Annotated in this window: 22 protein-coding genes and 1 tRNA gene; 17 read left to right on the top strand and 6 right to left on the bottom strand. The window is 69.4% G+C overall.

From position 1 onward, the window contains the following. The first annotated feature begins 2 nt into the window (after window positions 1–2). Window positions 3–1,163: an acyl-CoA dehydrogenase family protein gene (locus ACFU3E_RS08330; protein ID WP_384153903.1), complete on the top strand. Its 1,161-nt coding sequence runs from the start codon at window positions 3–5 to the stop codon at window positions 1,161–1,163. Window positions 1,164–1,268: 105 nt separating this feature from the next. On the opposite strand, the gene ACFU3E_RS08325 is transcribed toward ACFU3E_RS08330, so the two are convergent. Then, window positions 1,269–1,634, bottom strand: coding sequence for an Imm53 family immunity protein (locus tag ACFU3E_RS08325; RefSeq protein ID WP_384153901.1), 366 nt, complete (start codon window positions 1,632–1,634; stop codon window positions 1,269–1,271). 355 nt (window positions 1,635–1,989) lie between these two features. Here ACFU3E_RS08325 and ACFU3E_RS08320 point away from each other — a divergent pair, with 355 nt between their 5' ends. From ACFU3E_RS08320 to ACFU3E_RS08290, 7 genes are all read left to right on the top strand, one after another. Next, window positions 1,990–2,133: a hypothetical protein gene (locus ACFU3E_RS08320; RefSeq protein WP_384153899.1), complete on the top strand. Its 144-nt coding sequence runs from the start codon at window positions 1,990–1,992 to the stop codon at window positions 2,131–2,133. Between the two features lie 203 nt (window positions 2,134–2,336). Next, window positions 2,337–3,380 carry an ABC transporter substrate-binding protein gene (locus ACFU3E_RS08315; RefSeq protein ID WP_384153897.1) on the top strand — a complete coding sequence of 348 codons (1,044 nt, stop codon included), beginning with the start codon at window positions 2,337–2,339 and terminating at the stop codon, window positions 3,378–3,380. 34 nt (window positions 3,381–3,414) lie between these two features. Further along, window positions 3,415–4,272 (top strand): siderophore-interacting protein, encoded by an 858-nt coding sequence (locus ACFU3E_RS08310; RefSeq protein ID WP_384153895.1) that lies wholly within the window; start codon window positions 3,415–3,417, stop codon window positions 4,270–4,272. Between the two features lie 154 nt (window positions 4,273–4,426). Next, window positions 4,427–5,869 carry a lysine decarboxylase DesA gene (desA, locus tag ACFU3E_RS08305; RefSeq protein WP_384153893.1) on the top strand — a complete coding sequence of 481 codons (1,443 nt, stop codon included), beginning with the start codon at window positions 4,427–4,429 and terminating at the stop codon, window positions 5,867–5,869. After that, entirely contained in the window at window positions 5,853–7,130 is a 1,278-nt protein-coding gene (locus ACFU3E_RS08300; protein WP_384153891.1) for a lysine N(6)-hydroxylase/L-ornithine N(5)-oxygenase family protein, read from the top strand. Before desA ends, ACFU3E_RS08300 begins: the two co-directional genes overlap by 17 nt. Continuing rightward, window positions 7,127–7,678, top strand: a complete 552-nt coding sequence (locus tag ACFU3E_RS08295) for a GNAT family N-acetyltransferase (protein WP_384153889.1) — start codon at window positions 7,127–7,129, stop codon at window positions 7,676–7,678. Before ACFU3E_RS08300 ends, ACFU3E_RS08295 begins: the two co-directional genes overlap by 4 nt. Beyond that, window positions 7,675–9,444 carry an IucA/IucC family protein gene (locus ACFU3E_RS08290; protein WP_384153887.1) on the top strand — a complete coding sequence of 590 codons (1,770 nt, stop codon included), beginning with the start codon at window positions 7,675–7,677 and terminating at the stop codon, window positions 9,442–9,444. Before ACFU3E_RS08295 ends, ACFU3E_RS08290 begins: the two co-directional genes overlap by 4 nt. A gap of 871 nt (window positions 9,445–10,315) precedes the next feature. Here ACFU3E_RS08290 and ACFU3E_RS08285 read toward each other — a convergent pair. Then, a complete protein-coding gene (locus tag ACFU3E_RS08285) occupies window positions 10,316–11,662 on the bottom strand; it encodes a hypothetical protein (RefSeq protein ID WP_384153885.1) in 1,347 nt (448 codons plus the stop codon). Window positions 11,663–11,965: 303 nt separating this feature from the next. Here ACFU3E_RS08285 and ACFU3E_RS08280 point away from each other — a divergent pair, with 303 nt between their 5' ends. Beyond that, the gene (locus tag ACFU3E_RS08280) at window positions 11,966–12,850 is read left to right on the top strand and encodes a DUF4429 domain-containing protein (protein WP_384153883.1); all 885 of its coding nucleotides are present in this window, start codon (window positions 11,966–11,968) and stop codon (window positions 12,848–12,850) included. Between the two features lie 22 nt (window positions 12,851–12,872). Here ACFU3E_RS08280 and ACFU3E_RS08275 read toward each other — a convergent pair whose 3' ends face one another. Beyond that, window positions 12,873–14,438, bottom strand: coding sequence for a fibronectin type III domain-containing protein (locus tag ACFU3E_RS08275; protein WP_384153881.1), 1,566 nt, complete (start codon window positions 14,436–14,438; stop codon window positions 12,873–12,875). 185 nt (window positions 14,439–14,623) lie between these two features. On the opposite strand from ACFU3E_RS08275, the gene ACFU3E_RS08270 reads away from it, so the two are divergent. Beyond that, the gene (locus ACFU3E_RS08270; protein ID WP_031114246.1) at window positions 14,624–14,881 is read left to right on the top strand and encodes a hypothetical protein; all 258 of its coding nucleotides are present in this window, start codon (window positions 14,624–14,626) and stop codon (window positions 14,879–14,881) included. 12 nt (window positions 14,882–14,893) lie between these two features. After that, window positions 14,894–16,711: a glutamine--fructose-6-phosphate transaminase (isomerizing) gene (glmS, locus tag ACFU3E_RS08265; protein ID WP_384153878.1), complete on the top strand. Its 1,818-nt coding sequence runs from the start codon at window positions 14,894–14,896 to the stop codon at window positions 16,709–16,711. 153 nt (window positions 16,712–16,864) lie between these two features. On the opposite strand, the gene ACFU3E_RS08260 is transcribed toward glmS, so the two are convergent. Together ACFU3E_RS08260 and ACFU3E_RS08255 are read right to left on the bottom strand one after the other, a co-directional pair. Further along, window positions 16,865–17,425 (bottom strand): GPR1/FUN34/YaaH family transporter, encoded by a 561-nt coding sequence (locus ACFU3E_RS08260; protein ID WP_384153876.1) that lies wholly within the window; start codon window positions 17,423–17,425, stop codon window positions 16,865–16,867. A gap of 123 nt (window positions 17,426–17,548) precedes the next feature. Beyond that, a complete protein-coding gene (locus ACFU3E_RS08255) occupies window positions 17,549–18,076 on the bottom strand; it encodes a universal stress protein (RefSeq protein WP_358281788.1) in 528 nt (175 codons plus the stop codon). Window positions 18,077–18,382: 306 nt separating this feature from the next. Here ACFU3E_RS08255 and ACFU3E_RS08250 point away from each other — a divergent pair, with 306 nt between their 5' ends. The 5 genes from ACFU3E_RS08250 (at window position 18,383) to ACFU3E_RS08230 (ending at window position 22,526) form a co-directional block, all read left to right on the top strand. Beyond that, window positions 18,383–18,715, top strand: coding sequence for a hypothetical protein (locus tag ACFU3E_RS08250; RefSeq protein ID WP_384153874.1), 333 nt, complete (start codon window positions 18,383–18,385; stop codon window positions 18,713–18,715). A gap of 377 nt (window positions 18,716–19,092) precedes the next feature. Then, complete coding sequence (locus tag ACFU3E_RS08245) at window positions 19,093–20,340, top strand: helix-turn-helix domain-containing protein (RefSeq protein ID WP_384153872.1); 1,248 nt, start codon at window positions 19,093–19,095, stop codon at window positions 20,338–20,340. Between the two features lie 104 nt (window positions 20,341–20,444). Then, a complete protein-coding gene (orn, locus tag ACFU3E_RS08240) occupies window positions 20,445–21,047 on the top strand; it encodes an oligoribonuclease (protein ID WP_384153870.1) in 603 nt (200 codons plus the stop codon). A gap of 115 nt (window positions 21,048–21,162) precedes the next feature. Continuing rightward, window positions 21,163–21,235: transfer RNA gene (locus ACFU3E_RS08235), tRNA-His, on the top strand. Between the two features lie 100 nt (window positions 21,236–21,335). Beyond that, window positions 21,336–22,526 carry an MFS transporter gene (locus ACFU3E_RS08230; protein WP_384153868.1) on the top strand — a complete coding sequence of 397 codons (1,191 nt, stop codon included), beginning with the start codon at window positions 21,336–21,338 and terminating at the stop codon, window positions 22,524–22,526. 314 nt (window positions 22,527–22,840) lie between these two features. On the opposite strand, the gene ACFU3E_RS08225 is transcribed toward ACFU3E_RS08230, so the two are convergent. Then, window positions 22,841–23,896 (bottom strand): LacI family DNA-binding transcriptional regulator, encoded by a 1,056-nt coding sequence (locus ACFU3E_RS08225; RefSeq protein ID WP_384153866.1) that lies wholly within the window; start codon window positions 23,894–23,896, stop codon window positions 22,841–22,843. A gap of 402 nt (window positions 23,897–24,298) precedes the next feature. On the opposite strand from ACFU3E_RS08225, the gene ACFU3E_RS08220 reads away from it, so the two are divergent. Next, a complete protein-coding gene (locus ACFU3E_RS08220; protein ID WP_384153864.1) occupies window positions 24,299–25,600 on the top strand; it encodes an extracellular solute-binding protein in 1,302 nt (433 codons plus the stop codon). Window positions 25,601–25,604 lie beyond the last annotated feature (4 nt).

Below are 25,604 nucleotides of genomic sequence, written 5' to 3'. Positions count from 1 at the left end.
CCATGGACTACCGTCTCTCCCTCGAACTGGAGGAACTCCGCCGTACGGTCGAGGAGTTCGCGCACGAGGTGGTGGCGCCGAAGATCGGCGACTTCTACGAGCGGCACGAGTTCCCGTACGAGATCGTCCGGGAGATGGGCCGCATGGGCCTGTTCGGCCTGCCGTTCCCCGAGGAGTACGGCGGCATGGGCGGCGACTACCTGGCCCTCGGCGTGGCCCTGGAGGAACTGGCGAGGGTCGACTCCTCGGTGGCCATCACGCTCGAAGCCGGCGTCTCGCTCGGCGCGATGCCGATCTTCCGTTACGGCACGGAGGCGCAGAAGCGGGAGTGGCTCCCCCGCCTCTGCTCGGGCGAACTCCTGGGCGCGTTCGGCCTGACGGAGCCGGACGGCGGCAGCGACGCGGGCGCGACCCGTACGACGGCGCGTCTGGACTCCTCGACGAACGAATGGGTCATCAACGGCACGAAGTGCTTCATCACCAACTCGGGCACGGACATCACGGGCCTGGTGACGGTCACGGCGGTCACCGGCCGCAAGCCCGACGGCAGGCCGCAGATCTCCTCGATCATCGTCCCGTCGGGCACTCCCGGCTTCACGGTCGCGGCCCCCTACTCCAAGGTCGGCTGGAACGCCTCGGACACCCGCGAGCTGTCCTTCACGGACGTCCGCGTCCCTGCGGAGAACCTCCTGGGCGAGGAGGGCCGCGGCTACGCCCAGTTCCTCCGCATCCTCGACGAGGGCCGCATCGCGATCGCGGCCCTGGCGACGGGCCTGGCGCAGGGCTGTGTCGACGAGTCGGTCAAGTACGCCCGGGAACGCCACGCCTTCGGCAGGCCGATCGCCGCCAACCAGGCCATCCAGTTCAAGATCGCCGACATGGAGATGAAGGCCCACACGTCCCGCCTCGCCTGGCGCGACGCGGCGGCCCGCCTGGTCGCGGGCGACCCCTTCAAGAAGGAAGCGGCCCTGGCCAAGCTCTACTCCTCCACGGTGGCCGTCGACAACGCCCGCGAGGCCACCCAGATCCACGGCGGCTACGGCTTCATGAACGAGTACCCGGTCGCCCGCATGTGGCGCGACTCCAAGATCCTCGAAATCGGCGAGGGCACGAGCGAGGTCCAGCGGATGCTGATCGCGCGGGAGTTGGGGCTGGTGGGCTGAGCAACGCCGAAGGACCTGCGCCGGCCATGGCGCAGGCCGACGGCCGTCAAGCACAGGGGGGCCTTTCCGCACCAGGTGCGGGAAGGCCCCCCTGCTCTTTGCACTTCACTTGTCCGACTCTTCCGCCTCACCAACAGCGGCGCCCTCGGCCACCTCTTCGAAGAGAGCATCCACGTCACGGAGTGACATGGGACCACAGGCCGCCTGGAAGACCTTTCCGTCGCTCCAAGCGATCATCCATCCTCCGTCGGAGAGATCATGCCTTTCGCGCGGCACGACGACACCTTCCAAGTCCGTTTCGCTCACATCGATCCGAATGTGCCACCCAGGATTATCCGTAGTGGCCATTCTGATGCCGAACTCGTGCTCCCATTCGCCGTCACAGTTGGACGCGTACCACGATTGGATGTAACGGATACCCCGACCCTCATCAGGAGCAGCCGAGGGGCTTCTCCCAGTCTTGCGACGCACGCGCGTCACCCCCGTTCGGAAGATTGATGTGAGGCGTTTCCACCACCGTACCGTCCGCGTTCGTATGCGCGGGCCCGGCCCTTCAAGGTCGAACCTCTTTACGAGTTCGAAAGGAGCTGGATTCCGCGGGTTGGACTGCGGCGCCCACTCTGCATACTTCTCGATCTGCCCCGTTTCACCGTGACGCACGAACGCAGTACGAGGACCTTCGGCATCGCAATTAGGACGCCGCCCAGGCTTTCGCCTTCCCGGTTGTTCTGCACGAGAAGACTTCTGTCACCCGCCACAACATAGTAGGTGTGCAGATCACGGACGGTGGAATTGTGCACCGTGGCTGCCTTCCCTTCCCGCCGCCTTGGCGCCCGCCAAGTGGCGCCGCCGCGGCCTCCCCTGGTTCGCGAAGGTCGTTCCGGACCGCGGTCAGGAGTTCGCCCTTCAGGTCGCCCGTACCGGCCTGATCCGGGCCGTGACGTCCGTGACGCGTCGCCTCAAGCCGTAGGCGTACGCCGTGCGAAGGCTCCGGCGTACGGCCTCGTGATCCGGATCACCGCCCCTGCGGGCATTCGCACTTCCACCCCCGGGCACACACCCAGGGGCCCCTCTGGACACATCGTGAGGTTAGGCTAACCTAAGCCTCGTTCCAGCCAAGCGGCTGTCGGCCGTGCCCGCAGTGGCTCCGTACGCACGAAAGCAGACCCCGTCATGTCGAACGCCAACACCGCCCGTCTCTCCCGCCGCGGCCTGCTCGCCGCCGGTGGCGCTCTCGGGCTCGGCGCCCTCGTGACCGCGTGTGGCAGTGAGGACTCCAAGGACGGCGGCTCGGACACGAAGGGGGCCGCCAAGTCCGGGCCCTGGTCCTTCAAGGACGACCGCGGCAAGACCGTGAGCCTGGACCACGTCCCCACGAAGATCGTCGCCTTCACCGGCGTCGCCGCCGCTCTGTACGACTACGGCATCGACGTCAAGGGTGTCTTCGGCCCGACCAAGACCAAGGACGGCAAGGCCGACGTCCAGGCCGGCGACCTGGACGTCAGCAAGCTGACCGTCTTCGGCAACCGGTTCGACCAGTTCAACGTCGAGCAGTACGCGGCCTTCCAGCCCGAGGTGCTCATCACCACGACCTTCGACGCCGCCGGCACCCTCTGGTACGTCCCGGAGGCCTCCAAGGACAAGATCGCCAAGCTCGCCCCGAGCGTGGCCGTCTCGGTCTTCGACCGGCAGATGCCGAAGCCGCTGCAGCGCATGGCCGAGCTCGCCGAGTCGCTCGGTGCCGACCTGAAGGCCGCGAAGACCGTCGAGGCGAAGAAGCGCTTCGAGGCCGCCTCCGAGCGGCTGCGCAAGGCCGCCAAGTCCCGCCCCGAGATCAAGGTGCTGGCCGGCTCCGCCTCGGACGCCATCTTCTACGTCTCCGGCTCCAACTTCTCCATCGACCTGGAGTACTTCAAGGCCCTCGGCGTGAACCTGGTCGAGCCGCCGAAGAAGGCCATGGAGGCCAACGGCGGCTGGTTCGAGAACCTCAGCTGGGAGAACGTCGACACGTACCCGGCGGACGTCATCATGATGGACGACCGCGCCTCGACCATCCAGCCGGCCGACATCACCGAGGCGACCTGGAAGAAGCTGCCCGCCGTCAAGGCCGGTCAGGTCATCGCGCGTTCGCCCGAGCCGATCCTGTCCTACGACAAGTGCACGCCTCTGGTGGAGAACCTCGCGAAGGCCATCGAGTCGGCCAAGAAGGTCGCCTGACCCCCTCTCACTTCCTGACGCCCAGGAGCCGCACGTGACCACCGCCGTAGCCGCCCCGTTCCGCTTCTTCTCCCTTCAGGTCGTGCGGACGAGGCGGCTCGGGCCGTCTCTGGTGCGCGTCACCCTCGGGGGGCCCGATCTGCACGCCTTCCACTCCGGCGGGCGCGACCAGTCGCTGTCGCTGTTCCTGCCGCACCCCGGACAGCCCGAGCCGGTCGTTCCGCTCGAGCTCGGTGACGGCTGGTGGCAGGGTTGGCGTGAACTCCCGGACGACGTACGGGCCGTGATGCGGTCGTACACCCTGCGCGCGCTGCGCCGAGACCCGGACGAGATCGACATCGACTTCGCCCTGCACGGCATCGAGCCGGGCGCCTCGGTCCAGGCCGGACCGGCCTCGCGCTGGGCCGCCCGGGCCGCCGCCGGGGACCGGGTTCTGCTGCTCGGCCCGGCCGTCGCCGACAACCGGGCGATCCGCTTCCGGCCGCCGCAGGACACCGACCTCGTGGTCGTCTGGGGCGACGAGACCGCCGTACCGGCCGCCTCGGCCATCGTCGAGGCCCTGCCGGCCGGCACCCGGGCCCGGGTCTGGCTGGAGGTCCCGCACGCCGGCGACATCCAGGATCTGGCGACCGGGGCCGACGCCGAGATCACCTGGCTGGTCCGGGAGGACAAGCGGGGCACCGAGGGGTCCGCGATGGCCCTCGACCTCCTCCGCGAGGCTCGACTCCCGCCCTCCGAGCGGCCGTACGTCTGGATCGCCGGTGAGTCCGGGTGTGTGAAGGAGCTGCGCCGGCACTTCGTGCGCGAGCGCGGATTCGACCGCCGCAGGGTGACGTTCGTCGGCTACTGGCGGCGCGGTGTGAGCGAGGAGCAACTGCGGGCCGAGGGATAGCCGCAGCCCCGCCAGGCCCGAAGTGACACGAGTGATCACAGTCACGGCAGAGCTCACCCTTCCCTCATTTTAGTTAGGTTAGGCTTACCTAAGTAGGGCCGGAGATCAGCCCACCCTGTCCCGCACCGGACTGTCCCCACCGGAGGACCCCCACATGCGCTCGCACCTGCTCAACGACACCACCGCGGAGCAGTACCGCCGCTCCGTGACCGACGGAGTCGAGCGGGTGGCCGCCAAACTCGCCGCCACCGACCGGCCGTTCACCGGCATCACCGTCGACGCCCTCTCCCCCCGCATCGACGGGATCGACCTCGACCAGCCGCTGCACGACACCACAGCGGTGCTCGACGAACTGGAGGACGTCTACCTCCGGGACGCGATCTACTTCCACCACCCCCGCTACCTGGCCCACCTCAACTGCCCGGTCGTCATCCCGGCCGTGCTCGGCGAGGCCGTCCTGTCCGCCGTGAACTCCTCGCTGGACACCTGGGACCAGTCGGCCGGCGGCACACTCATCGAGCGGAAACTGATCGACTGGACGACCGAACGCATCGGCCTCGGCCCGGCAGCCGACGGCGTGTTCACCTCCGGCGGCACCCAGTCCAACCTCCAGGCCCTGCTGCTGGCCCGCGAGGAAGCCAAGACGGATTCCCTCGCCACACTGCGCATCTTCGCCTCCGAGGTCAGCCACTTCAGCGTGAAGAAGTCCGCGAAGCTGCTCGGGCTCGGCCAGGACGCCGTGGTCTCCATACCCGTCGACCACGACAAGCGCATGCAGACCGTCGCGCTCGCCCGCGAGCTGGAGCGTTGCACGAAGGACGGCCTCGTCCCCATGGCCGTCGTCGCCACCGCCGGCACCACCGACTTCGGCTCCATCGACCCGCTGCCCGAGATCGCCGAGCTGTGCGAGCAGTTCGGCACCTGGATGCACGTCGACGCGGCCTACGGCTGCGGCCTGCTCGCCTCCCTGAAGCACCGGGGCCGCATCAGCGGCATCGAGCGCGCCGACTCGGTCACCGTCGACTACCACAAGTCCTTCTTCCAGCCGGTGAGTTCCTCGGCCGTGCTGGTGCGGGACGCCGCCACGCTGCGGCACGCCACCTACCACGCCGAGTACCTCAACCCGCGCCGCATGGTGGAGGAGCGCATCCCCAACCAGGTGGACAAGTCGCTGCAGACCACCCGGCGCTTCGACGCCCTCAAGCTGTGGATGACCCTGCGGACCATGGGCGCCGACGGCATCGGGCAGCTCTTCGACGAGGTCTGCGACCTGGCCCGGGAGGGCTGGCGGCTGATCGCCGCCGACCCGCGCTTCGACGTGGTCGTCCGGCCGAGCCTGTCCACCCTCGTCTTCCGCTACATCCCGGCGGCCGTTACCGACCCCGCCGAGATCGACCGCGCCAACCTCTACGCCCGCAAGGCCCTGTTCGCCTCCGGTGACGCCATCGTCGCGGGCACCAAGGTCGGCGGCCGCCACTACCTGAAGTTCACCCTGCTCAACCCCGAGACGCAGGCGTCCGACATCGCCGCCGTCCTCGATCTGATCGCCGGCCACGCCGAGCAGTACCTGGGAGAGTCCCTTGACCGCGCGTCCTGAAAACCCGACCAGAACCCATGACTTCGTGGGGATCGGGCTCGGCCCCTTCAACCTCGGCCTCGCCTGCCTGACCGAGCCGATCGACGAACTCGACGGCGTCTTCCTGGAGTCGAAGCCCGACTTCGAGTGGCACGCGGGCATGTTCCTGGACGGTGCCCACCTCCAGACGCCGTTCATGTCGGACCTGGTCACCCTCGCCGACCCCACGTCCCCGTACTCCTTCCTGAACTACCTGAAGGAGAAGGGCCGGCTGTACTCGTTCTACATCCGCGAGAACTTCTATCCGCTGCGGGTCGAGTACGACGACTACTGCCGCTGGGCCGCGGGCAAACTCAGCAGCGTCCGCTTCAGCACGACGGTCGCCGAGGTGACGTACGAGGACGAGCTCTACGTCGTGAGGACCACCGTCGGAGACACCTACCGGGCCCGTCACCTGGTCCTCGGCACCGGCACCCCGCCCCACATACCCGAGGCCTGCCAGGGCCTGGGCGGCGACTTCCTCCACAACTCCCGCTACCTGGACAACAAGGCGGAGCTGCAGAAGAAGGACTCCATCACCCTGGTCGGGTCGGGCCAGTCGGCCGCCGAGATCTACTACGACCTGCTCAGCGAGATCGACGTCCACGGCTACCGGCTGAACTGGGTCACCCGCTCCCCGCGCTTCTTCCCGCTGGAGTACACCAAGCTCACGCTGGAGATGACGTCCCCGGAGTACGTCGACTACTTCCGCGAGCTGCCGGAGGCGACCCGCTACCGCCTCACGGCCGAGCAGAAGGGCCTGTTCAAGGGCATCGACGGCGACCTCGTCAACGAGATCTTCGACCTGCTCTACCAGAAGAACCTCGGCGGCCCCGTCCCCACCCGGCTGCTCACCAACTCCTCCCTGAACAGCGCCCGGTACGAGAACGGCACGTACACGCTCGGCTTCCGCCAGGAGGAGCAGGGCAAGGAGTTCGAGCTGGACTCGCAGGGCCTGGTCCTGGCCACGGGCTACAAGTACGCCGAGCCGGAGTTCCTGGCCCCCGTCAGGGACCGCCTGGTCTACGACTCCCAGGGCAACTTCGACGTCGCCCGCAACTACGCGGTCGACGTCACCGGCCGGGGCGTCTTCCTGCAGAACGCCGGCGTCCACACCCACAGCATCACCAGCCCCGACCTGGGCATGGGCCCGTACCGGAACGCGTACATCATCCGTGAGCTGCTCGGCAGCGAGTACTACCCGGTGGAGAAGACGATCGCGTTCCAGGAGTTCGCCGTATGAGCGCCACCACCGGCATCGGAACGCTCACCGTCCGCCCCCTCGACCCCCTGAAGGACGCCGAACTGCTGCACTCCTGGGTCACCCACCCCAAGGCGGCCTACTGGATGATGCAGGACGCGGAACTCCAGGACGTCGAGCGCGAGTACATGCGGATCGCCGCGCACGAGCACCACGACGCCTGGATCGGTCTGCACGAGGGCCGGCCGGCGTTCCTGATGGAGAAGTACGACCCCCGGTACGTCGAGCTGACCGGGCTGTACGACCCGGAGCCCGGCGACGTCGGCATGCACTTCCTGGTCGCGCCGACCGACCGGCCGATCCACGGCTTCACCAAGGCCGTCATCACCACCGTGATGGACGAGCTGTTCGCCGACCCGCGCACCCGCCGGGTCGTGGTGGAGCCCGACGTCAGCAACAAGGCAGTACACGCGCTCAACGAGGCCGTCGGCTTCGTGGCCGAGCGCGAGATCGACAAGCCGGAGAAGCGCGCGCTGCTGAGCTTCTGCACGCGTGCGCAGTTCCTGGCTGCCCGAGGAGTGGCGATATGACCCTGTCCGACGCCGTGGCACACCTGTCCCCCGAGCGCTGGGACCAGGCCAACCGCCTGCTGGTCCGCAAGGCGCTCGCCGAGTTCGCGCACGAGCGGCTGATCACCCCCGAGCGGGACGGCGAGCAGTACGTCGTCCGCAGCGACGACGGCCTGACGAGCTACCGCTTCACCGCCACCCGCCGCGCCCTGGACCACTGGCAGGTGGACGCCGCCTCGATCACCCGCCACCGGAGCGGCACCGAAGTCCCGCTCGCCGCGCTGGACTTCTTCATCGAACTGCAGAAGTCCCTGGGCCTGAGCGACGACGTCCTGCCGGTCTACCTGGAGGAGATCTCCTCCACCCTCTCCGGCACCTGCTACAAGCTCACCAAGCCGAGGACCACGGCGGCCGAGCTGGCCCGCGGCGACTTCCAGGCCATCGAGACCGGCATGACCGAGGGCCACCCCTGCTTCGTCGCCAACAACGGGCGGCTCGGCTTCGGTATCCACGAGTACCTGGCGTACGCGCCGGAGACGGCGAGCCCGGTGCGCCTGGTGTGGCTGGCCGCGCACCGGTCGCGCGCCGCGTTCACGGCCGGTGCCGGCATCGCATACGAGTCCTTCCTGCGCGAGGAACTGGGCGGCGAGACCGTCGAGCGCTTCCACGGCGTCCTGCGCGACCAGGGCCTCGACCCCGCCGACTACCTGTTCATCCCGGTCCACCCCTGGCAGTGGTGGAACAAGCTCACCGTCACCTTCGCGGCCGAGGTGGCCCGGGGGCACCTGGTGTGCCTGGGCGAGGGCGACGACGAGTACCTGGCCCAGCAGTCCATCCGGACCTTCTTCAACAAGACCAGTCCCGAGAAGCACTACGTCAAAACGGCCCTGTCGGTCATCAACATGGGCTTCATGCGCGGTCTGTCGGCGGCCTACATGGAGGCCACCCCGGCGATCAACGACTGGCTGGCCCAGCTCATCGAGGGCGACCCGGTGCTGAGCTCCACGGGCCTGTCGATCATCCGGGAGCGCGCGGCGGTCGGCTACCGGCACCTGGAGTACGAGCAGGCGACGGACCGCTACTCGCCGTACCGCAAGATGCTCGCCGCGCTGTGGCGGGAGAGCCCGGTGCCGACCCTGGCGGAGGGCGAGTCGCTGGCCACCATGGCGTCCCTGGTCCACGTCGACCACCAGGGGGCGTCGGTCGCGGGCGCGCTGATCGAGCAGTCGGGCCTCGCCCCGAAGGAGTGGCTGCGCCGCTACCTCCAGGCCTACTTCACGCCGCTCCTGCACAGCTTCTACGCCTATGACCTGGTGTTCATGCCGCACGGCGAGAACGTCATCCTCGTGCTGAAGGACGGGGTGGTGCAGCGCGCGATCTACAAGGACATCGCCGAGGAGATCGCGGTCATGGACCCGGACGCGGTGCTGCCGCCGACGGTCGAGCGGCTGCGCGTGGAGGTTCCGGAGGACAAGAAGCTCCTGTCGGTCTTCACGGACGTCTTCGACTGCTTCTTCCGCTTCCTCGCGGCGAACCTCGCCACCGAGGGCGTCCTGGAGGAGAACGACTTCTGGCGCACGGTCGCGGAGGTCACCCGTGCCTACCAGGACTCGATGCCCTCACTCGCCGACAAGTTCCAGCAGTACGACATGTTCGCCCCCGAGTTCGCCCTGTCCTGCCTCAACCGCCTCCAGCTCCGCAACAACGAACAGATGGTCGACCTGTCGGACCCGTCCGGAGCCCTGCAGTTGGTGGGCACCCTGAAGAACCCGATCGCGAACTTCTGACCCGAAGCAGACGGACACCCCGAGTACGATCCTGCGCCGCCGGTGCGCCGCCGGTGCGGCCGGGCCATGCCGGGCTTGGGGCAGCGCTGCCGGGAGACGGTGGCCCACGCGCCGGCGTCTCCCGGGCGGCACGCCGTGCGAATGCTCAACCGTTCAGGCGCATGCGTGGCTGCTGTCGTTCCCGGACGCGGTGCCCCGGCGACCGGCCAAAGAGACAGTGGCCCCCTCATGGACCCGTGCTGCCGACGGACGGGTCCATGAGGGGGCCGATTGGTTCACACACCGCTGAGCCGGAGGATCCCGCTCACGCCGGGTACGAGTCAGGTGGGCCACCGATCGGGAAGGGTGGCGTCACCCGTTGCCGGCAGCACCCCTTGTGTGGGAGTGACAGTCCGCCAAAGACCTTCGGTGCCGTGACGTGTGAGGAAGAGGATGACTCGCTTCTGACCAAGGAGGGGGTCCCCTTCGGGGTACGGATCCCCGGCAGAACACTTCTGAGGCGTCGAGATGACCTTCAGATCCTCATGCCCCACCGCGTCCCCCTTGTACAAGGGGAGTCCCATGGTCCTGACCGAGTAGACGTGCGCCTCGGCGCCGTAGACCGTCTCACTGCCGACTTCCTTACCGACGTCGGCGGTGACGACCCAGTCTGCTTGCTCGAGAGCGTCTCTCGGAGTGGCGTAGACGGGCCAGTCGCCACACTCGTCCGGACTGTCGTCAGCAGCTGCTGACGAGCATGCCGTCAGGCAGGCCAAGAGGGCCAAGGCCACAGGGAGTCGGGCTTTCATGGACGCCGTCCCGTTCCATTCTCACGCCTTGCCGCCCACCACCGAACGGCGGACAGCAAGGCAGGCGTTGCACCCTGGGCACATCACCCGGTGGCGAGATTTCCCATGCCGTACGTCGACGTGTACCCGATCCAGCTGTAGTGCATCTTTCCGGCGCCGTCGGTGCCGGAAAGGATACCCCGTGCGGTGTTTCCAGTGGTGCTGCTGGCGACGGCACCGCCACTGTCACCGGGTGCTGCCGAGAACGTGGCGGCGGACTGTCCATACACGACGCAGTTGCATGTGCTGCTCCTGCGGCTCACGTTGGTGGAAGTGATCTTTCCGCAGCGCGGGTTCGCAGCGTTCCGGCCGAAGATGCAGGAGGTGGAGCCGACCGATCCCAGCGCCTTCTTCTTGACGACCCGGGCCTTGTTCGCGTTGTTCTGATACAGCCAGGGCTTCGCGCTGCCGGAGATCTTGACGAAGCGCATGTCCGCGTGCGTGCCACTCTTCAGAGCGTTGTTACTCGTCAGCGATCCGTAGGCAGCTCCGGACTTGACCGTGCCGCTGTTCCGGCCCCAGTCGCAGTGCCCTGCGGTCACAGCTCCCCACGAGCTGCCCTTTTTGACGACCCATCCGATGGTGCAGCCGCCCCCGCTGGGCATCGTGATTCCCACCCCGCCACGTCGCGGTGAGGCGCACTTGTTGCGGGAGGTGCACGCCAGATCAGCGCCCTCGCCTTCAGTGATGGTCGCGGGGACGCCCAGCTTCCCGAGCGTTTCCCGCACGCCTGCCGGATCGGTACCGGGCCGCAGGGCCACGTTGAGGCGGTTGGCCGCCACGTCCTCCTCGACGGAGACGACCGACGCCGCGTCTGCGGCACTTTCGTCCCACTTCCACACCGCCTTCATGGCGTTGCTGAGTTCCGCGGACGAGCGCTGCACGACACGAAACTCGACGTCGTCGGTCGAACTGCCCGAGGAGAGGGCCGTCGCCGTGAGTTCGTTCCGGGTCTGCTCTGCGGGCAGAGCGTCGGCGAACTGCACGACGAGGCGCCCGCCGTTCTCGGTGTCGAGGAAGTGGCCGGCGAAGTCGTTGTGCTCGGCGAACTTCTGAACCATCGGCTCGACTGCGGATGTCAGCGTGTCACGGCGCTTCATCTCCGCCGCCTCGGCAGCCGTTCCGATGAAACCCCATTCGTTGACGAGTGACTGCGTGCCTGCCTCCGCGGAAGGGGCGGAGGCTGCTTTGGTCTTCAGGATGGAGGCCAGCTTGGCGCCATCGGCGTCGAAGCCGAACTCACCGCGCAGGCGCAGGGATTCGGCGATGACGTCATCGTCGGCCTGTCCCCCGGTCACGTCCACGGCGCCGACTGGGGCGGGCGCCTGCGCCGCCACCGCGGGAATCGCCACCGGCACAAGCATTCCGGCCGCTGCCAGGACAGGCAGCACGACGGATCTGATCCTCATTCGGGTCCCCCGTTGAAGTGAGTGTCCACGGCGGTCGCACGGAAGTCCCCCCGGCAACTGGCTGTGGATACGTGAATGCGTACGTGGTCTGCGTGCGCACTGAGGCATTGGTCAACGCCCGAGCAAACAGTAGGGAGATCGAACAAATGAATCAAGACGTTTTGCCAGGGGGTCGCGACGCGACGGGCGTCTGCGGGTCCCGGCGGACCCTGACACCGAGTCATCCCCGTTGAGCCTCAGAGGTCTGGACCACTCTCTCGTGAGACGGGTGAAACAATCCACCCCATGGCGGAAATCATCCAGAAGGACGGCACGTGGGCCTTCGACGGGGACGCGCTGCGGCTGACTCCAGGACGGGACAAGAACGTCAGTCTGCTGCGCAGGGAGCTGGGTGAACTACTCGTCCCCTTAGGCGCGTTGGCGGGCGTCTCCCTGGAGCAGGGCAAGAAGTCGGGGCGACTCAGGCTCCGGCTGCGCGACGGCGCCGACCCGCTGCTGCACGCCACCGGCGGCCGGCTCATCGAGCCGCACGACCCGTACCAGCTGATCGTGGAGTCCGACCGTTACGGCGTCGCCGAGTACTTCGTGGACGAGGTCCGCAGCGCCCTGCTCCTCGACCAGGTCCCCGCCGGTCCGGTCGACGCGTATCTGCTGCCCGGCCCCTCCGTCCCCCTGTCGGTCTCCGCCGGAGACGGCACCGCCGGGTTCGACGGCGAGCGCATACGTCTGGAGTGGAACTGGAAGACGGAGGACGCCAAGGCCGCTGCCGGCGCCCGCACGCTCGCGCTCGCCGACATCACGGGCGTGGAGTGGCACCCGGCGGCCGGCCTGGAGAACGGCCACCTGCGCTTCACCGTGCGGCACGCGCCCACCAAGGCCCCACCCAAGTACGACCCCAACGCGGTGGAACTGTGGGGCTTCAAGAAGGACCCACTGATGGCGCTGGTCGCGGCGGCGGTCCAGGCCAGGCTTCCGCACCCGGCCCAGGCCGCCGCCGCCCACCCGGCGGACGCGCGACCGGAGCTGCCTTCTCCTCCGGTCGCCTCCGCCGAGGACGACCACGACGCCCTGCTGCGCCGCCTGCGCGAGCTCGGCGAGCTGCACCGCGCGGGCGTGCTGACGGACGAGGAGTTCACGCTGGCCAAGCAGGCGATCCTGAAGCGGATGTAGCACCCGGGGGGCGGCCGGGTCGCTACTTCGCCCGGCGCGCCACCGTGAAGTGGTCCACCTGCTCGCCGTTCTCGGCGATGCCGCGCACCGTCAGCGTGGCCAGGCGCCCCTTCGGTGCGGGGGCGACGTCCACCCGCAGGAAGGAGTAGTCGAGGTAGCGCACGCGGGACCAGTCGACGGTCTCGTTCCGCTTGCCGTCCTCGACGTTGACGAACGAGGGCACGGAGTCCACGTCGCGCTCGTTGCCCTCGTACGACTGCGGGGCGCTGAACGCGTAGAGGCTGCGGCCCGCCGCACCGGCCGTCACATAGACCACGCCGTCGGTCTCGGGGTAGGCGGTGCCGCCGATCGGGAGCTTCCTGGTGACCCTGTCGCCCTTGATGACGTCGGTGCGCTCGTACTGGTGGTTGTGGCCGTTGATGACCAGGTCCACGGTGTACTTCTCGAACAGCGGCACCCACTCCTGCCGGACCCCGCCCTCGGAGGCGTGGGAGGTGGAGGTGCAGTAGGCGCAGTGGTGGAAGAACACGACGACGAAGTCGATGTCGTGCGCGGCCCGGTACTGCTTGAGCCGGTCCTCCAGCCACGTGGTCTGGGTGCCGCCCGAGAGGCCCAGGTTGGCCGGGATCTCGAAGGAGATGTCGTTGGCGTCGAGCGAGATCACCGCCGTGTTGCCGTGGACGAAGGAGTAGACGCCCGGGAGGTTCTTCGTGTCGGGGCCGTTGTCCGGGAGGGTCCAGCGGGCGTCCTCGCCGCCGTAGCCGTTGGGCGAGTACCAGGCCTCCATGTCGTGGTTGCCGTAGGCGGGCATCCAGGGGACGGACTTGGCGACGGACTCGGTCTGGGCGAGGAACTGGTCCCACACGCGCGAGTCGAAGCCGGTGTCGGAGGTCCTGCCCTGGCCGGCCGGGTCGCCGTACGCGATGTCGCCGGCGTGCAGGTGGAAGGCCGGGTTCTGGCCGAGGAGCAGGCTGTTGTTGGCGAGCGCGTGATAGCTGACGCCCTCGTCGCCGAAGGCCGTGAAGGTGAACGGTTCCTTGTGCGAGGGGGCGGTGGTGAAGGTGCCGAGGGTGCCGAGCAGGTGCGGTTCGGCCGGGTCGAAGCCCTGGTGGCCGACGCCGTAGTAGTACGTCCGGCCCGGGCGCAGGTGGGTCAGCTTGGCGTGGACGTAGTACTGGGTGTGGTTGCCGCTCGCGCCGACACCGGCCGGTGTGAAGAGGGTGCGGACCTCGGCGTCGATCCTGCGGGAGAGGTCCCAAAGGTGTGCGCCGACCCGGATGAACGGCTTCTTGACGGCGACCGGGACCTGCCAGGAGACGGTCATCTCCGTGCGCGGGTCGGTGCCGTAGGCGAGGTGGCGGCCGAAGGGTGCGACGAGGGCGCCGTCGACGCTCTCGGTGGCGGGGGCGGTGCGGGCGGTCGGTACGGCCGCCCGGGCGGTGGCGCCGGGTACGAACGCGCCACCCGCGACGGCGCCGAGTGTGACGGCCCCGCCTCTGATCATCGTGCGCCGGGAGAACCGGGCGCGCAGGTACTCGTGCTGCTCGGCCATGCTCATGCGCTCGGCGAGCCGCTCGGGTACGCCCATACGAGGAGTGTCCATGGCGTCCAAAAATCGACGCCTCGGGCAACGGGATGCCGGACGTCCGGTGGACGCCGCACGAACAAGCCCTCATGACGACTTCAACGTTCCCCCAAAGGATCCAACAGGACCCTGCCCGAAACCGGGCAGATTTCTTGCGAATGCGCCGCCGGTGCCCCAGGATCTAGCGAGTGCACGACGAACTCGTTGATCATCTGACGCGGTCCACGCCCCTCAGCCGGGGCGAGGCGCTGCGGGTGATCCAGGACGTGCTCGCCTACTTCGACGAGACGACCGAGGAGTACGTCCGTCGCCGCCACCGCGAGCTCCAGGCCCAGGGCCTGGTCAACGCGGCGATCTTCGAGCGGATCGAGGCGGATCTCAAGTACCGCGCGGTGGCCCCGCCGGAGCTCTCGCTCCGGCAGCTGCGGCGCATCGTCTACGGCTAGGAATACGTATACATGTGCGGAATCGTCGGTTACATCGGGAAGCGTGACGTCGCGCCCCTGCTCCTGGAGGGCCTCCAGCGCCTGGAGTACCGCGGCTACGACTCCGCGGGCATCGTCGTGACCACCCCTTCGAGCGGCCGCCTGAAAATGGTCAAGGCCAAGGGCCGCGTCCGCGACCTGGAGGCCAAGGTCCCGGCCCGCTTCAAGGGCACGACCGGCATCGCCCACACCCGCTGGGCCACCCACGGCGCCCCCTCCGACGTGAACGCGCACCCGCACCTGGACGCCGAGGGCAAGGTCGCCGTCGTCCACAACGGCATCATCGACAACGCCTCCGACCTGCGCCGCAAGCTGGAGGCGGACGGCGTCGAGTTCCTCTCCGAGACCGACACCGAGGTCCTCACCCACCTCATCGCCCGCTCGCAGGCGACCAAGCTGGAGGACAAGGTCCGCGAGACCCTCCGGCTCATCGAGGGCACGTACGGCATCGCCGTCATGCACGCCGACTTCCCCGACCGGATCGTGGTCGCCCGCAACGGCTCCCCGGTCGTCCTCGGCATCGGCGAGAAGGAGATGTTCGTCGCCTCCGACATAGCGGCCCTGGTCGCCCACACCCGCCAGATCGTCACCCTGGACGACGGCGAGATGGCCACCCTGAAGGCCGACGACTTCCGCACCTACACCACCGAGGGCACCCGCACCACCGCCGAGCCCACCACGGTCGAGTGGGAGGCCGCCTCCTACGACATGGGCGGCCACGACACCTACATGCACAAGGAGATCCACGAGCAGGCCGACGCCGTGGACCGCGTCCTGCGCGGCCGCATCGACGACCGCTTCTCCACCGTGCACCTGGGCGGCCTGAACCTGGACGCCCGCGAGGCCCGGCGGATCCGCCGCGTGAAGATCCTCGGCTGCGGCACCTCGTACCACGCGGGCCTGATCGGCGCCCAGATGATCGAGGAGCTGGCACGTATCCCCGCCGACGCCGAGCCCGCCTCGGAGTTCCGCTACCGCAACGCGGTCGTCGACCCCGACACCCTCTACGTCGCGGTCTCCCAGTCCGGCGAGACCTACGACGTCCTGGCCGCCGTGCAGGAGCTGAAGCGCAAGGGCGCCCGCGTCCTGGGCGTGGTGAACGTGGTCGGCTCGGCGATCGCCCGTGAGGCGGACGGCGGCATCTACGTGCACGCCGGCCCGGAGGTCTGCGTCGTCTCCACCAAGTGCTTCACCAACACCACGGTCGCCTTCGCCCTCCTCGCCCTCCACCTGGGCCGCACCCGCGACCTGTCGGTCCGGGACGGCAAGCGGATCATCGAGGGCCTGCGCAAGCTGCCCGCCCAGATCGCCGAGATCATGGAGCAGGAGGAGGACGTCAAGAAGCTGGCCCTGCAGTTCGCCGAGGCCCGCTCGATGCTCTTCATCGGCCGCGTCCGGGGCTACCCGGTGGCCCGTGAGGCCTCCCTGAAGCTCAAGGAGGTCTCCTACATCCACGCCGAGGCCTACCCCGCCTCGGAGCTCAAGCACGGCCCGCTGGCCCTGATCGAGCCGGCCCTCCCGACGGTCGCGATCGTCCCCGACGACGACCTCCTGGAGAAGAACCGCGCCGCCATGGAGGAGATCAAGGCCCGCAGCGGCAGGATCCTCGCGGTGGCCCACCAGCCCCAGGAGAAGGCCGACGAGACGATCGTCGTCCCGAAGAACGAGGACGAGCTGGACCCGATCCTGATGGGCATCCCGCTCCAACTCCTCGCGTACCACACGGCATTGGCGCTGGGCCGGGACATCGACAAGCCCCGCAACCTGGCCAAGTCGGTGACGGTTGAGTAAGTGACCTTCTTCTAGGGGCGCGGGGAACTGCGCGAACAACCCCCACGCACCCGCACAGGCCGGACAAGAGGACGGACCCCCACGTGCTGCCACCGCCGCACAGGGGGTCCGTTCTCATCGCCGGGAAGCCGCCCAACTCCCCGGCCTGCGCAGCTAACCGGTGGCCGTCACTCCCCGGCCGGCAGCGCGTCGCGGAAGTGCTGTGGGCCAGTGCGCGAGCGCCGCGGTGGCCGCGTACCAGGCCACGGCCCCCGCGGTCACGGCGAACCACCCGCCGGCCTTCGCCAGCCCGTCGTTCCCGGCGAACACGGCGATCGCGAGAAGCACCAGCGACACGAAGAACAACCCGTACACGCCCTGACCGAGTTGGTCCCCGCCGGCCAGCGTGAGAGACAGCGCCACGAGGGCGAACAACAGCAGGAACAGCCCTGCCTCGTTGCCCGCGGCGCCCTCGGACACGGCCCAGGTGAACCACAGCGCCCCGAGCACCGAGAACGCCGTACCACCGGCGGCGTCGCCTTCCCGCAGGGCCACCAGCCCCGCGACGAAGAGCGCAATGCCGCCCACGTACTGGGCGATTGACATGGTGTCAGCGGCCGTCACGCCGTCGATCACAGCGGTATGCCCCAGCCCGAAGGCCAACAGGGTGATTCCCAGGGCGAGTCGACCGGCCACGGTCGTGATTCCGCTTCCCGCGGAGACGTCTTTGTCCACGGCGGGCTCCCTTCGTGCATGTGCAGTTGTGCGGTGAGCCATATATGCCCTTCACAAGGGCACAAACACCTCTACGCGCGAGTAGATTCGCGCGGCGCACAAGGGAGTTGTTCCTGCTGAACGTCAGGGAATGACGATGACGGGCCGCTGCGCCCGCTTGGCCAGCCGCCCCGCGACCGAGCCGAAGATGCGTCCCACGATGCCGTGGGTGGAGCCGACGACGATCGCGTCGGCCTCGTACTCCCGGCCGACCTCTTCCAGTTCGTGACAGATGTCGCCGCCGCGCTCGACCAGAATCCAGGGCACCTCGGCGAGATACTCCGCACAGGCCAGCTCGAGACCGAGCACCTCGGTGCGGTGGTCCGGCACGTCCACGAACACGGGCGGCTCGCAGCCGGCCCACACCGTGGTCGGAAGCCGGTTGGCGACATGGACGATGATCAGACCCGACCCGGAGCGATGGGCCATGCCGATCGCGTACGCCAGGGCGCGCTCACTGGAGGTGGAGCCGTCGAAGCCGACGACGACCCCGTGCTTGAAGGCGGGATCGCAGGAGTGGCGTGGCTCTTCCGCCGCCAGGGGCTCGGCCGCCGTGGGATCGGCGACGGGCCGCTTGCGGTCCGCGGGTTCGAAGAATTCGTGACCGGCCATGGCTGTCTCGGCGTTGTGATCCTTATACGGGGGGGACAACGGTGTGCGGCGGAGCTGTGTCCGGGAATGGTCTTCCCAACCCCATACCCCCAAGGGTACGGCGGCACGCCTCCTTAGCCCAGATCCCGCTCACGGTGCGTGCGGGTTCCAGGGAGCATGCACGAGGCACCGCCCGTAACGCAATGGTTGCTGGGCTGTACAGGCGGTTTGCACAGGATTCACTGACCGCGAAGGCGATCCGGGCAGCCAGTGACCGACTCCCCCGCCACGCGTTGAACCCCGTGAGTCACGCCACAGGGAGCACGCATGTCCGGACCCCGCCCCGCCGCCGAGGCGGACCGCGCGACCCCGCCGCCGCGGGACACCGCGACGGATGTGGTTCGCTGGGCTGCCTTCAGCTGCCTGCTCGTCCCGGTGGTGCTCCTCGGCTACGGCACCTCTCCGGCCGGCGCCGCCGGCACGGCCCTCGGGCTCGCGGCCGTCACGGGCGCCTGCCGGGTGCTGCTGCGCCAGTCCGAGCGCGGAGCGGCCCGGCTCGCGGCCGAGGACCGGGCACCCCACCGGGGCCGGCACCACCGCACCGGAACGGGGTCGCACCGTGGCGGACGGCACACCGGAGGGGATACACCGGTCGGCTGACCGGTTTCCGCGCACGCGCACGTTGGTTTTCAGCCAACTTCTCGTACCTGTGCATCACCCGGTCCAACCACCCCCCAACCCCCGTTCGACCTGCACGGAAAGGGCCTCCGGGGACCTGCGCACCCTACGTGGATTGGCCACCGCGACAAGGCGCACTTCCCTGCACGCCCCACGAGTGCAACGCTTCGTGATCGAATGCTTCACGCCAAGTTGCCAAGTCGACAATGTGCCGAGTGCCTAACCGGCCACTTCGGCACGACGGCACACAGTAGATTCGATCTTGACTGTCTACGGCGGGGGACTCGTGCAGGACCGAGGGGAAACGTGCAGGAGCGACACAACCGAGGAGCCGCGACCACCGAGGGGGGCTTAGCAGGATGAGCCACGACTCCACTGCCGCGCCGGAAGCCGCGGCCCGGAAGCTTTCCGGGCGACGCCGCAAGGAGATCGTCGCGGTGCTGCTGTTCAGCGGCGGCCCCATCTTCGAGAGTTCCATACCGTTGTCGGTGTTCGGGGTTGACCGCCAGGACGCCGGCGTACCGCGCTACCGCCTGTTGGTGTGCGGGGGCGAGGACGGTCCGCTACGGACCACGGGGGGACTCGAACTCACCGCACCACATGGCCTGGAAGCGATCTCACGCGCGGGCACGGTCGTCGTACCGGCCTGGCGTTCGATCACTTCTCCGCCACCGGAGGAGGCGCTCGACGCGCTGCGCCGCGCCCACGAGGAGGGTGCCCGCATCGTCGGGCTGTGCACCGGCGCCTTCGTCCTCGCGGCGGCGGGCCTGCTGGACGGCCGCCCCGCGACGACACACTGGATGTACGCACCGACGCTGGCCAAGCGCTACCCGTCGGTGCACGTGGACCCGCGTGAGCTGTTCGTCGACGACGGCGACGTGCTGACGTCGGCGGGCACCGCCGCGGGCATCGACCTGTGCCTGCACATCGTGCGCACGGACCACGGCAACGAGGCGGCCGGGGCCCTGGCCAGGCGGCTCGTCGTGCCACCGCGCCGCAGCGGCGGGCAGGAGCGCTACCTCGACAGGTCTTTACCCGAGGAGATCGGCGCCGACCCGCTCGCCGAGGTCGTCGCCTGGGCGCTGGAGCACCTCCACGAACAGTTCGACGTGGAGACGCTGGCGGCACGCGCGTACATGAGCCGGCGTACGTTCGACCGCCGCTTCCGCTCGCTGACCGGGAGCGCTCCGCTGCAGTGGCTGATCACGCAGCGGGTGCTCCAGGCACAGCGCCTGCTGGAGACGTCGGACTACTCGGTGGACGAGGTGGCGGGGCGCTGCGGCTTTCGGTCGCCGGTCGCCCTGCGCGGGCACTTCCGCCGCCAGCTGGGCTCGTCCCCGGCCGCGTACCGGGCGGCGTACCGCGCCCGGCGCCCGCAGGGCGAGCGGCTCCAGGACACCGAGAACGCGCCGGGCGGCCCCGGGTCCGGCATGCCGGGCCACCCCGGCCACGCGGGGCATCATCCTGGCCAGCCCGGTCAGGCGCCGGCCCCGCTGCACCCGGAGCACCCGGTGCCGCTGCAGTCCCGCCGTACGGCGGCGGCGAGCGCGGTCGGCCAGTCCCCGGCCCTGTCGGCGAGCCTGCCCGGGCAGCGCAGCGCGCCGTGACCCGGTAGCCGCGGGGCCCGTGGGGAGCACGCCTTCCCGCGGGCCCCGCGGCTGTCCCGGCACGGGCGGTCCAGCCGGTGGCGGCGGGCCGTAAGGTGAGACACATGAACGATCGCATGGTGTGGATCGACTGCGAGATGACCGGCCTCTCGCTGTCGGACGACGCGCTCATCGAGGTGGCCGCCCTCGTGACCGACTCCGAGCTGAACGTGCTCGGTGAGGGCGTGGACATCGTCATCCGGCCGCCGGCGCAGGCGCTGGAGACGATGCCGGATGTGGTGCGTCAGATGCACACCGCGTCCGGGCTGCTCACCGAGCTGGCGCAGGGCACGACGCTGAAGGACGCCGAGGACCAGGTGCTGACGTACGTGAGGGAGTTCGTCAAGGAGCCGGGCAAGGCCCCGCTGTGCGGGAACTCCGTCGGCACGGACCGCGGCTTCCTGCTGCGGGACATGCCGACGCTGGAGAACTACCTCCACTACCGGATCGTCGACGTGTCGTCGATCAAGGAGCTGGCGCGTCGCTGGTACCCGCGGGCGTACTTCAACAGCCCGCAGAAGAACGGCAACCACCGTGCGCTCGCCGACATCCGCGAGTCGATCGCGGAGCTGCGGTACTACCGCGAGGCCGTGTTCGTCCCGCAGCCCGGGCCCGACTCGGACACGGCGAAGAAGATCGCCACGAAGCACGTTCTGCCTGCTCAGTAGGTAGAACAGGGGCCCGTCGGGGGGCGCCGTGAAAGCCGGGCGCGAGCACCCCTTCGGACCCTGTACACTTTTACTCGGCCGGTCGGGGACAGCAATGATCTCCAAGCCGGTCATGGTGGGTGTAGCTCAGCTGGTAGAGCACCTGGTTGTGGTCCAGGATGCCGCGGGTTCAAGTCCCGTCACTCACCCTGGGTATTCAGCCGGTGGCCTCGAAAGAGGCCACCGGCTGAAGCGTTTTCAGCGCGCCGCTCAAGGTGGCGTCCGCGGGCCGCGGCTACCGTCGGCCGTATGGACGGTGGACACCGGGGATGGCGCGCGTGTGTGCTCAGCGGGGCGGTGTTCGCCGTCTGCATGGCCGGCACCACGCTGCCGACTCCCCTCTACCCCCTCTACCAGGACAAGTTCGGCTTCTCCGAGCTGACGGTCACCGTGGTGTACGCCCTGTACGCCTTCGCGGTGATCGGTGTGCTGCTGCTGGTCGGCAACGCCTCGGACTCCGTGGGCAGGCGCCCGGTGCTGCTGTGCGGCCTGGGCTTCGCGGCGTTGAGCGCGGTGTGCTTCCTGTGCGCCACCGGACTCGGCTGGCTGTACGCGGGGCGGCTGCTGTCGGGACTGTCCGCCGGGCTGTTCACCGGGGCCGCCACGGCGTACGTCATGGAGCTGGCGCCGGCGGGCGGCGCCTCCCGGGCCACGTTCGTGGCGACGGCCGCCAACATGGGCGGACTGGGCTGCGGTCCCCTGCTCTCGGGGGTTCTGGCGGAGTACGCTCCCTGGCCGCTGTACCTGCCGTTCGTCACCCACCTCGCCCTGGTGGCCGCCTCGGCCGCCGTCCTGCTGCGGCTCGCGGAGACGGTACGGGAACGGCAGCCGCTGCGCACCGTACGTCCGCAGCGGCCCGCATTGCCCCCGCAGGTGCGCGCGGTGTTCGGGCCCGCCGCCACCGCCTCCTTCGTCGGGTTCGCCCTGTTCGGGGTGTTCACCTCGGTCAGCCCGGCCTTCCTCGCGGAGTCCCTGGACGTGGACGACCACGCCGTGAGCGGGCTGATCGTCGCGCTGGCCTTCTTCTCGTCGACGGCCGGGCAACTGGCGGTCGGCCGGGTCGGTGTGCGGCGCTCCCTCCCTCTGGGCTGCGCCGGGCTCCTCGCCGGTCTGGCGCTGCTCGCCGGCGCGTTGCGCTGGGACCAGATGCCCCTGCTGATCGCCAGCGCGCTCGTCGGGGGAGTCGGCCAGGGCCTGGCGTTCCGCGGTGCCCTGGCCGGCGTGGCCGGGGCGGCTCCCGAGCACGAGCGCGCGGCGGTGATCTCGACCCTGTTCGTGGTGGCCTACGCGGGTATCTCCCTCCCCGTGATCGGCGTCGGGCTGCTGACCGGCCCGATCGGCCTGGAGGGCGCGGGGCTGGTGTTCATCGCCTGCATGGCCGTCCTGGTCGTGACGGCGGCGGTGTATCTGCTGCGACGGCCGGCTCCGGCCCGCGTGTGAGGGCGGCGTGACCGATCGGCGGAGCCTGTACGACGGGGCTCGGTTCTTCCGCGTGTTCCTCTGCCGAGGGGCGCTCAGTCTGCGCCGGCTGCCTGACCTCGGCTCACGGGCCGCAGCTACGCCGTAGCCAACTCCCCTGCCACCGTGAACCGTTCACCCGGGTCGGGGCGAACGGCCCGTTCCGCCACCGCCCGTTGCTCCGCCGTGCCCCGCCGGGCGCTCCCGGTCACCCGCGTCCAGGAGGAGGCGGATCGTGCGCCCCAGGGCGTGGACCGTCCGGGCGGCCTCCGTGGCGTCCGGGAGCGGGTGGCCCCTCACGACGACGACCGGGACACCAGCTCCGTGGCGAGGACCATCTGCCGGCGCTCCAGGCCCCGGGACGCGAGCGGGCGGCGGTCGGCGACCTCGGTGAGCAGGAGGTCTGTCATCCGGCGGCCCATCTCCTCTATGGGCTGGCGGACGCTGGTCAGCGGCGGCTCCATGTGGCGGGCGATGGCGGAGTCGTCGTAGCCGACGAGCGCCACGTCATCCGGGATGCGGCGGCCGGCCTCGCGCAGCGCCTGGCGGGCGCCGGCCGCGGTGACGTCGGAGGCGGCGAACACTGCGTCGATGTCCGGGCGGCGCTCCAGCAGGGCCGCCATGGCCCGGCGACCGCCCTCCTCCGTGAAGTCCCCCGCCTCGATCAGCCCCTCGTCCACCACGTGACCGGCGTCGCCGATGGCCTCGCGGTAGCCGTCGACACGGCGCTGCGCACCGTAGACGTCGAGGCGGCCGGTGATGTGGGCTATGCGGCTCCGGCCCCGGGACAGCAGGTGCTCGACGGCCTGGCGGGCACCGCCGTAGTTGTCCGAGTCGACCGAGGGCAGGGTCTCCGCCGACGAGCGCGGGCCGCTGATCACCGCCGGGATCTCCAGCTGGGCCAGCAGGTCGGGCAGCGGATCGTCCGCGTGCACGGAGACCAGCAGGACACCGTCGACCCGGTGGGCGGCCAGGTACTGGGCGAGGCGGGCGCGTTCGCGGTCGCTGCCCGCGAAGATCAGCAGCAGTTGCATCGGCGTGTCGGACAGCGCCGCCCCGACGCCCTTCAGCATGTCCGAGAAGTACGGCTCCGCGAAGAACCTGGTCTCCGGCTCGGGCACGACCAGCGCGATGGCGTCCGTACGGTTGGCGGCCAGGGCGCGGGCCGCGGTGTTGGGGACGTAGCCGAGCTCCGCGACGGCCGCCTCGACGGCCGCGCGGGTCGCGTCGCTGACCCGGGGCGAGCCGTTGATCACCCGCGAGACGGTGCCGCGCCCGACACCGGCGCGCGCCGCCACCTCTTCGAGGGTGGGCCGGCCCCCGCTCCGGCCCCGCGCTCCGTGGCTTGCCATGGGCTCCGCCTTCCTTCGTGTGTCACGCTGGCTGGAATCTAACAGCCCCGTCAGAGCCGGTGCCCGCCCCTGCCGGCCAGGGCTTCCGGGGGCTCCGCTTCGGGCCGGGCGGGTCCTCCACGAGGGGCCCGGCGGCTGAAACGAGTCAGTCGCGCAAGCGCGCGAGCGCTCCCACGGGTCCAGTTAACAGCCCGATAACTGAACGCATCTCGCGGCGCTCGCTCCCTTGACACCCTCGCCCCGACCCGCAACCCTTCAACACATCACTGGTGGGAGCGCTCCCACGGTACCTGACACATACACATCCCGCACGTTCCCCGCCCGAGCCGCAGCGAGTAAAAAGGGCCCAACCACGCAGTTGGCCCGGGGGGTCGGCACGTCAGGGCAACAGGAGGACCTCAGATGCGAGCACGTAAGGCGGTAGTGCTGGCGGCCGTGGCGTCGCTGGGCGCCGGGCTGCTGGCCGGCTGTGCCGACGACGGCAAGGACGGGGAGAACTCGTCTCAGGGTGGCAGCGACGGCAAGACCAAGATCACCCTCGGGTTGTTCGGCAGCTTCGGGTTCGAGGAGGCCGGGCTCTACGCTGAGTACGAGAAGCTCAACCCGGACATCGACGTCCAGCAGACCGTGATCGAGCGGAACGAGAACTACTACCCGCCGCTGGTCAACCACCTCACCACGAACAGCGGCCTGCAGGACATCCAGGGCATCGAAGTCGGCAACATCAACGAGGTCGCGAACAACTACGCGGACAAGCTGGTGGACCTCTCCAAGTACGGCAAGGAGAGCGACTACCTGCCCTGGAAGTGGCAGCAGGCGACGACCGAGGGCGGCGAGACGATCGGCCTCGGCACCGACGTCGGCCCGATGGCCATCTGCTACCGCAAGGACATGTTCGAGGCGGCCGGTCTGCCCAGCGACCGCGAGGAGGTCGGCAAGCTGTGGGCCGGCGACTGGTCCAAGCTCGTCGAGGTCGGCAAGCGGTACAAGGCGAAGGCCCCGAAGGACACCACCTTCCTGGACTCCCCCGGCGGTCTGCTCAACGCGATCATCGGCAGTGAGAAGGAGCGCTTCTACGACTCCTCCGGAAAGGTCATCTACAAGTCGAACCCGGCCATCAAGTCCGCCTTCGACCTGACGGCCGAGGCCGGCGAGGAGGGACTGGTCGGAAACCAGACGCAGTTCCAGCCCGCCTGGGACACCACGATCGCCAACAGCAAGTTCGCCGCGATGTCCTGCCCGCCGTGGATGCTCGGCTACATCGAGAGCAAGTCGAAGCCCGAGAACGCCGGCAAGTGGGACGTGGCCGCGCCGCCGAAGGCCGGCAACTGGGGCGGTTCCTTCCTCGCCGTGCCCAAGTCGGGCAAGAACGCCGAGGAGGCCGCGAAGCTCGCCGCCTGGCTGACCGCGCCCGAGCAGCAGGCCAAGCTGTTCTCCAAGCGCGGCAGCTTCCCGAGCGCGCAGGCGGCGTACGACCTGCCGCTGGTGCAGGACGCGAAGAACAAGATGACCGGTGACGCCCCGATCGGCAAGGTCTTCGCGCCGCTCGCCGAGGAAAGCCCGATCCAGGTGATCGGCCCGAAGGACCAGATCATCCAGCAGGGCCTGACGGACAACGGCGTGATCCTCGTGACCCAGGGCAAGTCGCCCGAGGAGGCCTGGGACAACGCCGTCAAGACCATCGACAACAACCTGGAGAAGTGACCGG

The sequence above is a fragment of the Streptomyces sp. NPDC057424 genome (genome assembly GCF_042803315.1).
Classification (GTDB): Bacteria; Actinomycetota; Actinomycetes; order Streptomycetales; family Streptomycetaceae; genus Streptomyces.
The sequence above is the reverse complement of the archived record's forward strand: the minus strand, read 5'-3'. Positions and strand labels throughout refer to the sequence as shown.